This window comes from Hymenobacter piscis, from assembly GCF_018760735.1.
GTDB lineage: Bacteria > Bacteroidota > Bacteroidia > Cytophagales > Hymenobacteraceae > Hymenobacter > Hymenobacter piscis.
Genome location: NZ_JAHHZN010000001.1, coordinates 36,927 through 49,697 on the forward strand (window position 1 = coordinate 36,927; position 12,771 = coordinate 49,697).

Below are 12,771 nucleotides of genomic sequence, written 5' to 3' on the forward strand. Positions count from 1 at the left end.
CGACCGGACGAACGATTCGTGCTGACGTGAAAAGATCCTTCGCTCCGCTCAGGATGACGTTCTTTTACTGACAACTGACAACTACAAACCAGCAACTCATCTAACTGCCTCCCGCACGCGGGTTAGCTTGAGGAGCAGGTCTTCGAGCTGATCCAGGGCCAGCATGTTGGCCCCGTCGGATTTGGCGGTGGCGGGGGTGGGGTGGGTTTCGATGAACAGGCCGTCGGCACCCACGGCAATGGCGGCTTTGGCAATGGTTTCGATGAGCGCGGGCTGACCGCCCGTCACGCCGCTGCTCTGGTTGGGCCGCTGCAGGGAATGGGTCACGTCCATCACCACGGGCACTCCAAAGGCGCGCATGGCGGGCAGGTTGCGGAAATCCACCACCAGGTCGGAGTAGCCGAAGGAGTTGCCGCGGTCGGTCAGAATCACGTGTTCATTGCCCGACTGCTTGATCTTATCCACGGCGAATTGCATGGATTCACCGCTCAGAAACTGGCCCTTCTTCACGTTCACCACCTTGCCAGTCTGGGCGGCGGCAATGAGCAGATCGGTCTGCCGGCACAGAAAGGCCGGAATCTGGAGCACGTCCACGTGCTCGGCCGCCAGAGCCGCTTCCCCCGATTCGTGGATGTCGGTAACGGTGGGCACTCCAATTTCGCGGCTCACTTTCTGAAGGATGCGCAGCGCCTTTTCGTCGCCGATGCCGGTGTAGGAATCGAGGCGGGAGCGGTTGGCCTTGCGGTAGGAGCCCTTGAAGATGTAGGGAATCTGAAGTTTATCGGTGATGTGCTGGACCCGCTCGGCAATGCGCAGGGCCATGTCTTCGCCCTCGATAACGCAGGGGCCGGCCATCAGGAAGAACTGGCCGGAGTTGGTGTTGCGGAAGTGCGGCAGCACGTTGGCAAGGGATGCAATCATGGTAGTCAAGGGTCTGGGGAACTGAGAATCAAGGACGGCGGGGCTTACTTACAGCGTATCGCTCAGCTCCGGCTTGCGTTTCAAACAGATGAACAGCTCCTTGCCCTGGCGGGGCTTGAGGGAGTTGGTGGCAGTTTCGAAGTGTACGAAATCGAAGTAGGGCGCGAAATACGCCTCGTACTCGGCGCGGCTGCCGCCGAAGGGCGGGCCGGCCTTCTCGAATTCGGTATCGAAGAGCAGGCCCATGAGCGTACCGCCGGGCCGGAGCAGGCGGGCCGCCTGGCGGGCGTAAGCGGGGCGCAAAGCCGGGTCGAGGGCACAAAAGAACGTTTGTTCCACCAGCAGATCGAAGGCGGGCGCGGGCTGGAGGGCAAAAAAGTCGGTGAGCAGCAGGTGGTTGGTCGGGAAGCCGGGCACGCGCCGCTGCAGCGCCTGGAGAGGCGCGGGGGCCAGATCGGCCACCCACACGTTGGGCCAGCCGGCATTGTGCAGACATTCAGCCTCATAGGCGTTGCCGGCTCCGGGAATCAGGATGCGGCGGGCATCGGGCGGGCCGAGTTGAATGAAATATTCGCGCAGCGGCGGCGTTATGGCCCCCGTGTCCCAGCCGGTCTGCCCACTTAGGTAGCGCTGCTGCCAGTAGTCGGCATCAAAAGTTGAATCCGGTTGCATATCGTGGCAGGGTTGTACCTTCGGCGCTTGCCGGGGTAAGGAACTCCGTTATTTTTGCCTCAAAGGTAGTACCTGCGCCCGGACTCTCCGGGCTTCACTTAACCCCCTCGACTATGGAACAAGATCAGAGCCCCGAGCCGAAGAACAACAACCGCGTTTTGCTGATTGTGGCCCTTATTCTGGTGCTGTTAGGCATCAATGGGTTCCTGTTCTACATGAACCAGCAGAAGACCAAGCAAAATGAGCAGCTCCAGGCCGATGTCGTCACTAAGGATGCCAAACTCGAAGACCAGATCAAGCAGTACGAAGCCTTGAAGGCCGATTACGAGCGCCAGAGCCAGGAAGTGCAGGGCATGGGCCTGGCCAACGATTCGCTGGTAGCCAAGCTGGCCCAGATCAATTCCGATTTGCTGAAACTGCGCTCCTTCCGGGCCAGCAGCTTCAGCGTAGCCGAGCAGCGCCGCTTCAAGCAGCGCGCCGCCAACTTCGAGGTGCAGCTGCGCAAGAAGGACGAGGAAATTGCCCAGCTCAAAGCCGATAACGAGGCGCTCTACACCGAGACAACTACTCTCAAGGAACGCCAGAACAAGCTCACCGACACCATTTCGACGGTGGTGCGCTCCAACCAGGAGCTGAGCGAGAAAGTGGCCGTGGCCTCGCGCCTGCAGGCCGAAAACATCCGCGTGGGCGTGGTCAACAGCCGCGACAAAGAGAAAGCCGACGACGACAACGAGTTCAAGGCCAAGCGGGTGGAGAAAATCAAGGTGACCTTCAACCTGGCCCGCAACGACGTGTCGCCGAAGGAAACCAAGGAAATTATGATGCGCCTGATTGAGCCCGACGGTGCAGCCCTCTACAACCTGAGCACTGGCGGCGGCACGTTCATGATTGACGGCGCGGAAGCCTTCTACACTGCCAAGCAGGACATCGTGTTCGACAACACCCGCCAGCCCGTGCAGTTTCTGTACGCCAAGGGCGCCGCTTACAAAACCGGCCTCCACACCGTGGAGCTTTACCAGGGCGGCGTAATGATTGGCAAAACCACCTTCACGCTTAAATAAAGCGCGGATTGCCACGGATTCACTGTGATGACACTGATTTCTGTGTTGTGAGGAACCAAGTTCACTCTGTAACCAAAAGAGCCGCTCCTGATAGGAGCGGCTCTTTTGTTTCACAGTCGGTTATAGAACGCAAAAAACGGTGATTATTCGGCGGCAATCCGCGCTTCGAATTCGTCGAGCTTCCGCAGGGTGGATTTGATGTCCTCGGTGAACATGACGATAACCGAGCCCGGTTTGGCCGTGGCCAGCACATGGTCAATAGCGTCCATCTCGTTCTCGATGTAGTGTACGGGCAGTTCCGAGGCATCGAGGCGCAGGCCGCGCTCCATGATTTCGCGCAGAAACTCGGCCGTTTTACCGCGCAAGTCACGGTCCTGGCGCAGAATTACCTCGTCGAAGACGCGGCCGGCAATGCGGGCGAAGGCCAGCGTATCCTCGTCGCGCCGGTCGCCCAGGCCCGAGATAACGCCCACTTTGTGGGTGGCTTCGGTGGCGTCGAGGAACTGGGCGAATTTCTCCATGCCGTGGGCGTTGTGGGCGTAATCCACAATTACCTCGAAGGTGGGGAACTTGTACACGTTCATGCGGCCCGGTGTTTTCACGCCCGAGGGCACAAAGGTGCGCAGGGCCAGCTTGATGTCGTCCTTATCGAAACCGTAGCAGTAGCAGGCCAGAGCGGCGGCCATGGCGTTTTCGATGTTGAACGTCGCCCGCCCGCCGAAGGTAATCGGGAATTCGGCGGCCCGGTCGATGCGCAGCTTGTAGCTGTTCTTGTAGATGGTGATGTAGCCTTCCTCGTACACGGCCGCCAGCCCGCCGTTTTCGGCGTGCTCCCGGATGCGGGGGTTGTGTTCGTCCATGCTGAACAGCGCCACCCGGCACTCCAGCTTCTCTCGCATGGCGTACACCAGGTCATCATCGGCGTTGAGTACGGCCCAGCCGCCTTTGCGCACCGTGCGGGGCAGCACGCCCTTCACGGCGGCCATATCTTCCACGGTGTAAATGTCGCGCAGGCCCAGGTGGTCGGCGGCCACGTTGGTGACCACGGCCACGTCGCAGGTGTGGAAACCCAGCCCCGAGCGTAGCATGCCCCCCCGGGCCGTTTCCAGCACCGCGAAATTCACGGTGGGGTCCTTGAGCACGAACTCGGCGCTCTGGCCCCCGGTGCAGTCCCCGCTTTGCAGCTGGGTGCCCTGGATGTAGATGCCGTTGGTGGTAGTGTAGCCTACTTTGTGCCCCTTCGAGGCCACGATGTGGGACACCAGCTGGGTGGTAGTGGTTTTGCCGTTGGTGCCCGTGATGGCAATAATGGGAATACGCGCCTTGCTGCCGGCCGGGAAGAGCATGTCCACTACCGGCGCGGCCACGTTGCGGGCCAGCCCTTCGGTGGGCGAAATGTGCATCCGGAAGCCGGGGGCGGCATTCACCTCAATCACGGCCCCGCGCGTCTCGTTGAGCGGAATGGCAATGTCGGAGGTCAGCAAATCGATGCCGCAGATGTCGAGGCCCACGATGCCGGCCACGCGCTCGGCCAGCAGCACGTTGTAGGGATGCACCAGGTCCGTCACGTCGGTGGCGGTGCCGCCGGTGCTGATGTTGGCCGTGCTCTTGAGAAACAGCTCCTGGCCGGCCGGCAGCACCGAGTCCAGGGTCAGGTCCTGGGCTTTGAGCAGGTCCTGGGTGTGCTGGTCGGCCTTGATGCTGGTGAGCACCTTCTCGTGGCCCACGCCCCGGCGCGGATCCTGGTTCACCTCGTCAATCAGCTGCTGCACGGTACTGGTGCCGTTGCCCGTTACGGCGGCGGGCGTACGCTTGGCCGCAGCAATGAGCTTGCCGTTCACCACCAGCATGCGGTAGTCGTGGCCGGCCACGAGCTGCTCCACAATCACGGCGCGGGAGTGCTGCTGGGCAGCCTGGAGGCCTTCCACGGCATCGGCCCAGTTGGTGATGCCAATGGTAGCCCCCCGGCCGTGGTTGCCGTTGAGGGGCTTGGTCACGATGGGGAAGCCCAGTTCCTCCACGGCGTCGCGCAGGCCATCTTCGGAGTACACTGTAGTACCCCGGGGCACGGGCACGCCGGCCTCGTGGAGCATGGCCTTGGTGCGGTTTTTATTGCCGGCCACCTCCACACCCGCGTGCGACGTGTAGCTGGTGGTTGTGGCCCAGATGCGCTTCTGGTTCACGCCGTAGCCCAGCTGAATAATGCTGCTGTTTTTGAGCTGGATGTAGGGAATGTTGCGCGAGGCCGCCTCCGATACGATGCTCCAGGTGCTGGGCCCGAAGAACTCTTCCTCCCGGATTTCGTGCAGCTCATCAATAATCGGCTTCACGTTTACCGGCCGGCCGTGGCAGAGGTCGTCCACGAGCTGTACGGCGGCTTCGGCGGCCATGCGGCCGGCCCGCTCCTCCTGGTAGCAGAACACCACGAACTCCACGCCCGGCTGGTGGGCCGGGTACGATTTGCCCCAGTACACGGGCATGCCGGCCATGCGCTGCAGCGCCAGCGCCACGTGCTGAATTACGTGGCCCAGCGGCTCGCCGTCCAAGAGTTGCTCGGCCGTGAGGGGCGGGTGTTTCTGGGCCGATTTTTCCGTTTCGGCGGGCTGGGGCTCTCCCAGCCCGGGCAACAACAGCGGTAACTGCTCGGCCAGCGCCGGCACTGCACTCGACCACACGTCGGCCTGCTGCTGCAAATCCACTTTCATTACAATCAGCTTGTAATGTTTCACGGACCAGAAGCTGGGGCCGCGCATCGTGCGGAGGTCAATAATTTTCATAAACGGAAAGATGGGAGAAAAACGGGTACGTGCGCGAGTCTACGAAAGAACGAAACCAGAGGGTCATCCGGCACCGGCGCCCCGCAGCTTTTGCCCCTCTAATCTAGGATCAGTTGCCTTAAGATCAAGCCCTAACCCGGATACATATTTTTTGACCGCCCGTATCCGGTGAACACAAAAAACCCCGGTCGGGGCTAATCAACCGGGGCACTGGGCACTCTGAAAACAGGAAAGAGGTGACGGGCGGATTCGAACCGCCGTAGGAGGTTTTGCAGACCTCTACCTAGCCACTCGGTCACGTCACCAGGGCTTTGAGGATGCAAACATACGCCTTAATCCGGGTTGCGCCAAGGCGGGCGCCCATTTTTCGGGGCGGGCCGGCGTAAGTGGTTGGCGGAGTGCGGGAAATTTTACCACTGCGCGGCTCTACCTCTACCCTACCGCCGGCTGCCGGGTGGCGGCCCACAAAAAAAGGCCCCGACTTGCGCCGGGGCCTCTCTTGTACGCGTGGGTAAGCGAAGGGACTACTCGCCGCCCTGCTCGTTGCCCAGCATCTTGTCGCGCAGCGCCGACAGAGCGTCCAGGTCACCGAGGGTCGATTTCTCAGCGGGTTGCGTCTTCTTCAGGTCGCTCAGCTTGCCTTCGCCCTGAGCAGCGGCAGCACCAGCGGCCGGCTTCTTCTTGGCGAATTTGGCGGCGCGGCCTTCTTCTTCCGCCTGCTGGTTGTACACGGCGTTGTGCGACAGTACTACGCGACGGTCATCTTTCGAGAACTCAATCACGCGGAAGTCGAGGGTTTCGCCGTTTTCAGCCTGCGAGCCATCTTCCTTCTGGAGCGACTTGGGGTAGGCGAAACCTTCGATGCCGTAGGGCAACTCGAGCACCGCGCCGCGGTCGTTCTTGTCGGTGATGGTCGCCTTGTGCACCGAGCCGGGGGTGAATACCGTCTGGAACGTATCCCAGGGGTTTTCTTCCAGCTGCTTGTGGCCCAGGGCCAGACGGCGGTTGGCTACGTCCAGTTCCAGCACTACCACGTCCAGACGGTCGCCCACCTTCACCATTTCGGAGGGGTGCTTGATCTTCTTGGTCCACGACAGGTCCGAAACGTGCACGAGGCCGTCTACACCCTCTTCCAGCTCTACGAACAGGCCGAAGTTGGTCAGGTTACGCACGAGGCCGTTGTGCTTGCTGCCGATGGCATACTTGTCGGCGAAGTCGCCACGAGTCCAGGGGTCTTCGCTGAGCTGCTTGATGCCGAGGCTCATCTTGCGGTCTTCGCGGTCGAGGGTCAGAATCTGCGCCTCCACTACGTCGCCCTGCTTGATGAAGTCCTGCGGGTTGCGCAGGTGCTGGCTCCAGCTCATTTCCGACACGTGGATCAGGCCTTCTACGCCGGGGATGATTTCCATGAACGCGCCATAGTCGGCTACGTTCACGATGCGGCCCTTCACTTTCGAGCCTACGCCCATGTCTTCGGGCAGCGAATCCCACGGGTGAGGAGTCAGCTGCTTCAGGCCGAGGCTGATACGCTTCTTGGCTTCGTCGAAGTCCAGCACTACGATGTTCAGCTTCTGATCGAGTTGCAGTACTTCGCTCGGGTGCGCGATGCGGCCCCACGAGATGTCGGTGATGTGCAGCAGACCGTCGACACCGCCGAGGTCGATGAACACACCGAAGTTGGTCATGTTCTTGATAACGCCCTCCAGGATCTGGCCTTTCTCCAGGTTGTTGAGGATGGCTTCGCGCTGCTTCTCGAGGTCCTTCTCGATGAGCACTTTGTGCGATACCACAACGTTATCGAAAGCGGCGTTGATTTTCACCACTTTCACTTCCATGCGACGACCTACATAGATGTCGAAGTCGCGGATGGGCTTCACGTCGATCTGCGAGCCGGGCAGGAAGGCTTCTACGCCGTCCAGATCCATGATCAGACCGCCTTTGGTGCGACGCTTAACCACGCCTTCCAGCACGGTGTCGTTCTCCAGGGCGTCGTAAATGGCTTTCCAGGCCTGCTTGATTTTGGCCTTCTTACGGCTCAGGATGAGCTGGCCGTTAGCGTTTTCCTGCTCCTCGATGAATACCTCCACCGTGTCACCGGCCTTCAGGTCGGGCAGGTCGCGGAATTCGGACAGGGGCACCAGACCATCGGACTTGAAGCCGATGTTCAGGATCACGTCGCGGTCGGTCATGCCAACTACGGTGCCGGTTACTACTTCTTCTTCCTGAACGGTGGTGAGCGTACCGCTGTACATCTCCTCCATTTCGGCGCGCTGCTCGGCGGTATAGTTACCTCCGAAGCCGCTGGCGTCTACGTTGTCCCAGTCGAAATTGTCAACTAATTCTGCCATGATGTAGCATGGACCCTTGTGTACACGTCCGGTCCAGGGTCATCCTCCGGAACGCGTTTTTGTTTGATACACAGGGCCGAAGCCCCGGTCCCGCCACCCTGGCGGGGGCGCAAAGATACGGAATGTAAGGCAAGAATGAAAAGGGGTTTATTCCTCACTTGTAAAGCTTCTAGCCTCTTGCGAAAAGCGGCGCAGTGCCTCCGCGTGTTGGGCAAGAACTGCGTCCTGATAGCGCGCTGCCTCAATGGCAGCGTTCAGGGCGCGCAGGTTCAGCAATGAGGCCAACTGCTGCTTATCGTCGTCAGCAAGTGCCCGGATGATATCCTCCGTTTCCTGCCGCCAGACAGGCTGATTGCTACTGGTTCGCTTGGGTGTTAGTAGCCTCTCCAAAAACCCAAAAAACCCGGTTTTCTGCGGTTTACTTTTAAGTAGCAGTTCGGCGAACCGTGTCTCAATTGCAGCACACAAACTAAGTAGCTCGTTAACTCGCTCATGGCTGAAAGGTCCGTTCATCTTGCTTATCGTCTTACCAATTCAGTTCGTCTGCCATGATGTAGCATGGACCCTTGTGTACACGTCCGGTCCAGGGTCATCCTCCGGAACGCGTTTTTGTTTGATACACAGGGCCGAAACCCCAGTCCCGCCACCCTGGCGGGGGCGCAAAGATCAAGGAGTATGCGCGAGAGATACTAGCTACAGTTATCTTCGCAATGGCTCTGTCATGTAGGATGTTTCAACTTCCACTGACCGCATTATTTTCTTGATTACCCTCATATTATCCGCGGTCTTAGGAGTCTGCACATAGACTGACAGGGTTCGATAAGGCCTGACAATTTTCTTTACGGCAAAATAAACCGCTCGCCTATTACGCCAAGACTGGAAATATACCATACTGGTTTGTTGGGCTACGTCAATAATTGCATCAACCATTATAGCCTGCGGATCCTTTTCTGCTGCAATGCTCAACTCCTGCTCGGCATTTCGAAATTGGTTGTCACCCGCCGGAAACACTGTTACACTGACCGAAACCAATGAGGTGCTGTCAGGCGTACCGACGGCATACTCGTATTCGCTTCCTGAGCACACCGCACAATCCGGCCCGAACACATGAATATCACGCAAGTGCGTCCATTCCTTGGGTACCTGCAAATGAACCCTGTTGTTATTTAAATTCAGGGGTCGAAATATTGGCTGCGTTACGGAGTTACTTACCGAAGCAGACGTATTAGATTCAGTATCTGTATTACAGCCAATCATGAGCGATGAGACAGCAACAATTAGGGTAATTTTCATATAATGGATGTAAGCATAAAAAAGGAGCGGGAAGTTAATAACCTCCTGCTCCTTTTACTCCTTTTACTATTTCCAGAAAATCAATTATAAACTGCTTACCGCCGCCCCAGCTCCCGCAGATGGGCCACGTGGGAAGCTACGGCGTAGCGCATCTTGGGGTACTCGTTGTACTCGATGTTGAACTCCTCGCACATCTGGCGGATGATTTTATTCAGGGCCGGGTAGTGCACGTGGGAGATGGTAGGGAACAGGTGGTGCTCGACCTGGAAGTTGAGCCCGCCCACCAGCCAGCTGATGAGCTTGTTGTCGGTGGCGAAGTTGGCAGTGGTCCGGATCTGGTGGATGGCCCACTCATCCTCAATCTTGCGCGTGGTTTCGTGGGGCACCACGAAGCTGGTGTGCTCCACGGTATGGGCCAGTTGGAACACGATGCTGAGCGTGAAACCGGCCACGGCCATGAACACCAGAAAGCCCACCAGCCAGCCCAGGAACCCGACGGTGTAAATGGGCAGGGCCACGAACAGGGCCAGGTGCAGGGCCTTGAAGCCCCAGAACACGCCCTGGTCGGAGGCCGTCATCTTCTTGATGGGCATTTCGCCGATTTTGCCTTTGAAGTACTTCTGGTAATCCATGAAGAAAATCCAGGCGATGAAGAGCAGGGCGTAGAAAAACCAGAAGTACAGGTGCTGGAAGCGGTGCAGCAGGCGGCGGGGCTGGTCGGGGCTCAGGCGCAGCCAGGGCTGGGCGTCGAGGTCGTCGTCCACGCCTTCCACGTTGGTGTACATGTGGTGGATGAGGTTGTGCTTGTTGTGCCACATGAAGGAGTTGCCGCCCATCACGTTGAGGGTGAAGGCCGCAAACTGGTTCATCCACTTGCGCTTGCTGAACGAGCCGTGGGCCCCGTCGTGCATCACGTTGAAGCCGATGGCCGCGCCCAACAGGCCCAGCAAAGCGCTTTCCAGCACGCCCAGCCAGGCGGGCGGGGTCCAGAACACGAGGTGCAGGTATATCGCCACAAAGGCCGAGGTGAGCAACACTGCCTTGAAGAACAGCGTGTTGCCACCGGTAGTGGCTTTGCCAGCCTCGGCGAAATAGGCGTTGGTGCGGCGCTTGAGTTCCTGGTGGAAGGAGCGCGAAGCCGCGAACTTGGGTGCGAGCATAGGAACGGGGAAGAAAATACCTTCAAAAGTACCGTTTCTACAGTCCAGAATCATGCCTCGTTCCAAAAGCCCGGTATTTTGCACCTTTTCACCTGCTGGCTCCACGCAACGGCCTACCGCAGCCACCGAGCCGAATTTTGAACCCAAAAAAGCCCGTCCTGCGGCGCGGCAGAACGGGCTGTGATTGGGCAGGCTGACGTTTAGCGCCGGGCCACGGCGGCCGGGTTGCCCACGGGCAAACCGGGCTTCAGTAACCCTTCCAAAGCCGTGAAGGGCACAAACACGCTGATCTGCCCCTTGGCGTAGGAGGCAATTTCATAGGGCAAGTACACGAACACGGCCCCACCGCTGGTCAGGTACACATTGCGCGTAACGGGCAGCGTGTTTACTGCCAGGGCTTTAGACAGCGGCTCGGAGGCTTTGAGGCCCACCACCGGGCGGGCATACTGACCCAGCAGCTTCTGGAGCTGGGGCTTGGCGCCGGGCTGGAAGATGTCGTCGTAGCGCAGGGAGTGGCCGGTGCGGGTGTCGTAGCTCTGCACGTAGGTGCCGTAGATGCCGTGGGCCCCACCCGAATAGTCGTAGCCGAAGTACCCCATGCTGAGCAGGTTACCCTCGTTCCAGAGCACGTAGGAGTTCACTTCCTGCTCATAGGCCAGGGTTTCGAGGGGCTGGTAGTCCTCGGGCGACTTCTTGGCGTTGGCCGCCAGCAGCGGGGCCGCGTCGGTGCGGTAGTCGCGGGTGAAGGTGCGCAGCTGCTCCTGCCAGATGGAATCCAGCGCCGGCACCGGCATGGTGTCAAGGGAGTCGCCGTGCAGGCCGCGGCGGATGTTGGCGGCCAGCAGGTCCTGGTTCGGGGCGTTGAAAGGCACCAGCACCTGCATGGTGCGGCGGCCGCTCACGCTGTCCTCGGGATGGTCGGGGCGGGCGACTACCTCCGCCGAAAGCCGCCGGGCTTCGAACTGAATGCCGCGCACGGGCTCCAGGCGGCGCAAACGCACGGGCTGGCCGTTGCGGGTGCCCACCAAAGCGTCGCCCTGCTCTTTCAGCAGCCACTGGGGTGCTATTTCTTCCGGCTCCTCGTCGTCGTCGCCGGCCAGCTCGTTGCTGATGTTGTGCAGGTTCAGGCTGTCGCCTTTAGCACCCAGGTCCCCGGCAATTTCGTAGGGGCGGCCATCGGCGGCGGCGTAAAAACCAACGACCCGGCTCAGGGCCGCCTCGCCGGAAGGACTACCCAGACGCTGCAGGTGCAGGGTGATGCTGTCGGAGGTGCCGGGCAGCAGGCCGCGGTACTGGCGGTACCAGGAACCGTCGTCGTTTTGGGGGGTGGCGGGCTTGGCAGCGGCCGTATCGGTGGCGCCCGAGTTATCGGCGCCGGAGTTACAGGCGGTCAGGAGCAGGCCGAGGGCCAGCGGGGCCGAAAACTGACGAAGCAGCAGGGCCGGACGGAAGCGGGAAAGAGAGCTCATGGGTCAAAGAACGCAGATTATGGCCAGCGGTTCAACTCCGTGCAACATCTTGGCATTATTTATCGGGCCGGCAGCCGGTACGTATGTACCAACCGGCCGCCGTTTCTGACGGATGCGGCCGGTTCTCACCTTCCCAATCCTCCTCCCCATGAGTTACATTAAGGCGGGCAAAGATGCTCACGGCAACGCCGTTAAACTTCACTACGTCGACCACGGCCAGGGCAAACCTATTGTTCTGATTCACGGCTGGCCCGCATCCCACCAAATGTGGGAATACCAGCTGACCTCCCTTACCGCCCAGGGCTTCCGCGTGGTAGCCTACACCCGCCGCGGCTTCGGCAACTCGTCCAAGCCCTATGATGGCCACGATTACGACACCTACGCCGACGACCTGAAAGCCGTGCTCGACACCCTGAACCTGCAGGATGTGACGCTGGTGGGCTTCTCGATGGGCGGCGGCGAGGTGGCCCGCTACATGAGCCGCCACGGCGGCGCCCGCGTGACCCGCGTAGCCTTCGTTTCGGCCGTCACGCCCTACCTGCTCAAAACGGCCGATAACCCCGAAGGCGTGGACCGCGAAACCTTCGACGACATTATTGAGAACCTGAAAAAAGACCGGTTCGATTTCCTGACCACTTTCGGCAAGCAGTTCTTTGGCGTGGGCGTGCTCAACAGCCCCGTCAGCGACGCGACGCTGAACTGGATGCAGGCCATGTGCCAGATCGGCGACCCACACGCCACCATCCAAAGCGCCCGGGCCTGGTCGGAAACCGATTTCCGCCCCGATCTGCAGACCATTAAGGTTCCGACCCTCGTCATTCACGGCGGCGACGACCAGACGGTGCCGCCCGCCGTGAGCGGGGAACGGATGACCCAATTCGTGCCCCAGGCCGAATTCGTGGAATACAGCGGCGCCCCGCACGGCCTGTTCATTACCGACAAGGACCGCCTCAACCGCGACCTGCGCACCTTCGCCCAGGGTGGCAACGTTCAAAAAACCGCCGACCGGTACTAATACGACGCGTTGCACCGCCAGTGTAGCGGCGCATATACAGCAAGGCCTTCTGTCG

Annotated in this window: 10 protein-coding genes and 1 tRNA gene; 2 read left to right on the forward strand and 9 right to left on the reverse strand. The window is 60.0% G+C overall.

Annotated elements, in window-relative coordinates:
- Positions 1–96: 96 nt before the first annotated feature.
- Both kdsA and KLP40_RS00185 read right to left on the reverse strand, forming a co-directional pair.
- Positions 97–921 carry a 3-deoxy-8-phosphooctulonate synthase gene (kdsA, locus tag KLP40_RS00180; protein ID WP_215591442.1) on the reverse strand — a complete coding sequence of 275 codons (825 nt, stop codon included), beginning with the start codon at positions 919–921 and terminating at the stop codon, positions 97–99.
- Positions 922–969: 48 nt separating this feature from the next.
- A complete protein-coding gene (locus tag KLP40_RS00185) occupies positions 970–1,593 on the reverse strand; it encodes a methyltransferase domain-containing protein (protein WP_215591443.1) in 624 nt (207 codons plus the stop codon).
- A gap of 113 nt (positions 1,594–1,706) precedes the next feature.
- Here KLP40_RS00185 and KLP40_RS00190 point away from each other — a divergent pair, with 113 nt between their 5' ends.
- Entirely contained in the window at positions 1,707–2,654 is a 948-nt protein-coding gene (locus KLP40_RS00190; protein ID WP_215591444.1) for a hypothetical protein, read from the forward strand.
- A gap of 143 nt (positions 2,655–2,797) precedes the next feature.
- Here KLP40_RS00190 and cphA read toward each other — a convergent pair whose 3' ends face one another.
- The 7 genes from cphA to KLP40_RS00225 all read right to left on the reverse strand — a co-directional run bounded on the left by cphA (position 2,798) and on the right by KLP40_RS00225 (position 11,701).
- Positions 2,798–5,431 carry a cyanophycin synthetase gene (gene cphA / locus KLP40_RS00195; protein WP_215591445.1) on the reverse strand — a complete coding sequence of 878 codons (2,634 nt, stop codon included), beginning with the start codon at positions 5,429–5,431 and terminating at the stop codon, positions 2,798–2,800.
- Positions 5,432–5,665: 234 nt separating this feature from the next.
- Positions 5,666–5,736, reverse strand: a tRNA-Cys gene (locus KLP40_RS00200).
- A gap of 219 nt (positions 5,737–5,955) precedes the next feature.
- Positions 5,956–7,779 (reverse strand): 30S ribosomal protein S1, encoded by a 1,824-nt coding sequence (gene rpsA / locus KLP40_RS00205; RefSeq protein WP_215591446.1) that lies wholly within the window; start codon positions 7,777–7,779, stop codon positions 5,956–5,958.
- Positions 7,780–7,926: 147 nt separating this feature from the next.
- The gene (locus tag KLP40_RS00210; protein ID WP_215591447.1) at positions 7,927–8,292 is read right to left on the reverse strand and encodes a hypothetical protein; all 366 of its coding nucleotides are present in this window, start codon (positions 8,290–8,292) and stop codon (positions 7,927–7,929) included.
- Between the two features lie 186 nt (positions 8,293–8,478).
- On the reverse strand, positions 8,479–9,072 hold the full coding sequence (locus KLP40_RS00215) for a hypothetical protein (protein WP_215591449.1): 594 nt from the start codon (positions 9,070–9,072) through the stop codon (positions 8,479–8,481).
- Positions 9,073–9,167: 95 nt separating this feature from the next.
- Positions 9,168–10,232 carry a fatty acid desaturase family protein gene (locus tag KLP40_RS00220; RefSeq protein ID WP_215591450.1) on the reverse strand — a complete coding sequence of 355 codons (1,065 nt, stop codon included), beginning with the start codon at positions 10,230–10,232 and terminating at the stop codon, positions 9,168–9,170.
- A 200-nt stretch (positions 10,233–10,432) separates the two neighbouring features.
- Complete coding sequence (locus tag KLP40_RS00225; protein ID WP_215591451.1) at positions 10,433–11,701, reverse strand: DUF3298 and DUF4163 domain-containing protein; 1,269 nt, start codon at positions 11,699–11,701, stop codon at positions 10,433–10,435.
- Positions 11,702–11,849: 148 nt separating this feature from the next.
- Between KLP40_RS00225 and KLP40_RS00230 the strand changes: the two genes are divergently transcribed.
- Positions 11,850–12,716 carry an alpha/beta fold hydrolase gene (locus KLP40_RS00230; RefSeq protein ID WP_215591452.1) on the forward strand — a complete coding sequence of 289 codons (867 nt, stop codon included), beginning with the start codon at positions 11,850–11,852 and terminating at the stop codon, positions 12,714–12,716.
- Positions 12,717–12,771: the final 55 nt, after the last annotated feature.

Bases quoted from the DNA above. Each gene is read 5' to 3' on its own strand.
- kdsA (WP_215591442.1), bottom strand. From the start codon at position 921: ATGATTGCATCCCTTGCCAACGTGCTGCCGCACTTCCGCAACACCAAC.
- KLP40_RS00185 (WP_215591443.1), bottom strand. From the start codon at position 1,593: ATGCAACCGGATTCAACTTTTGATGCCGACTACTGGCAGCAGCGCTAC.
- KLP40_RS00190 (WP_215591444.1), top strand. From the start codon at position 1,707: ATGGAACAAGATCAGAGCCCCGAGCCGAAGAACAACAACCGCGTTTTG.
- cphA (WP_215591445.1), bottom strand. From the start codon at position 5,431: ATGAAAATTATTGACCTCCGCACGATGCGCGGCCCCAGCTTCTGGTCC.
- rpsA (WP_215591446.1), bottom strand. From the start codon at position 7,779: ATGGCAGAATTAGTTGACAATTTCGACTGGGACAACGTAGACGCCAGC.
- KLP40_RS00210 (WP_215591447.1), bottom strand. From the start codon at position 8,292: ATGAACGGACCTTTCAGCCATGAGCGAGTTAACGAGCTACTTAGTTTG.
- KLP40_RS00215 (WP_215591449.1), bottom strand. From the start codon at position 9,072: ATGAAAATTACCCTAATTGTTGCTGTCTCATCGCTCATGATTGGCTGT.
- KLP40_RS00220 (WP_215591450.1), bottom strand. From the start codon at position 10,232: ATGCTCGCACCCAAGTTCGCGGCTTCGCGCTCCTTCCACCAGGAACTC.
- KLP40_RS00225 (WP_215591451.1), bottom strand. From the start codon at position 11,701: ATGAGCTCTCTTTCCCGCTTCCGTCCGGCCCTGCTGCTTCGTCAGTTT.
- KLP40_RS00230 (WP_215591452.1), top strand. From the start codon at position 11,850: ATGAGTTACATTAAGGCGGGCAAAGATGCTCACGGCAACGCCGTTAAA.